A 775-nucleotide genomic window follows, 5' to 3' on the forward strand; every position below is an offset into this window, starting at 1 on the left:
CTGCCCCACCTGCCGGGGCCGTACGGTCTTCCGGGTCTCCCACGGCGTGCTCGGTCCCGCCAAGGGCCGCCGACGCGGGCGGAGTTCCGTTCCGGAGCCGCTCACCGGGGTCATCCCGGTCTACTGCCAGTGCGGCTACCCCCACCCCGAGCGCCCGCCGGAGTCGCCGGACTCCGGGTGCGGTGCCTTCTGGGACGTCCCGGTGCCGCCGCCCGCGCGGGGCGGCACCCCGTGACCGACCTCGCCAAGAAGCGGGCCGCGCAGCTCGGCCAGCAGCTCCAGGCCGACCAACTGGGCACCGTACGACGGCAGGCCGAGGGCTGGCGCAACGGCCTCGCCGGGCTGACCGGCCTGGTCGGCGCCGTCTTCGTGCTGAAGGGCAGGGAGAGCGTCGCGGGCATGCCCGGCCTCTGGCGGTGGACCACCGCCGCCCTCCTCGCCGCCGCCTTCCTGCTGCTCCTCTCCGGCGCGCTGAAGGCGGTGGGCGCCGCGCACGGCGAGGTCGGGGAGCGCACCTGGCTGACCGGCGACCGGCTCTTCGGAGCGGTCCTGGACGAGGTGGAGCGGACCCAGACGGACCTGGCGGCGGCCCGGCGGCGCTCCGTCGCGGGCCTCTGCGCGATCGTCGCCGCGCTCGCGGTCAGCTGGGTCGTGCCGGTCGGCGCCGACGAGGCCAAGAAGGCCGAAGAGCCCGCGGCCGTCGCGCCGTATGTGCTGGTCACGACGGTGCGGGGCACGCACTGCGGGCGGCTCGTGGTGAGCGAGGGCGCAGGAG

1 protein-coding gene and 1 pseudogene are annotated in these 775 nt (G+C 76.6%); both read left to right on the forward strand.

Going from position 1 to position 775, the window contains the following annotated elements; all coding sequences use genetic code 11:
• A pseudogene (locus AB8Z36_RS41295) lies at positions 1–235 on the forward strand (hypothetical protein); the annotation flags it as partial.
• Positions 232–775 (forward strand): hypothetical protein (locus tag AB8Z36_RS41300; RefSeq protein ID WP_369218471.1); only part of this gene is annotated, 544 nt, incomplete at its 3' end. The pseudogene AB8Z36_RS41295 and the gene AB8Z36_RS41300, both read left to right, overlap by 4 nt.

Origin of the sequence: Streptomyces flavofungini (assembly GCF_041028215.1) — a bacterium.
Lineage (GTDB): Bacteria > Actinomycetota > Actinomycetes > Streptomycetales > Streptomycetaceae > Streptomyces > Streptomyces flavofungini_B.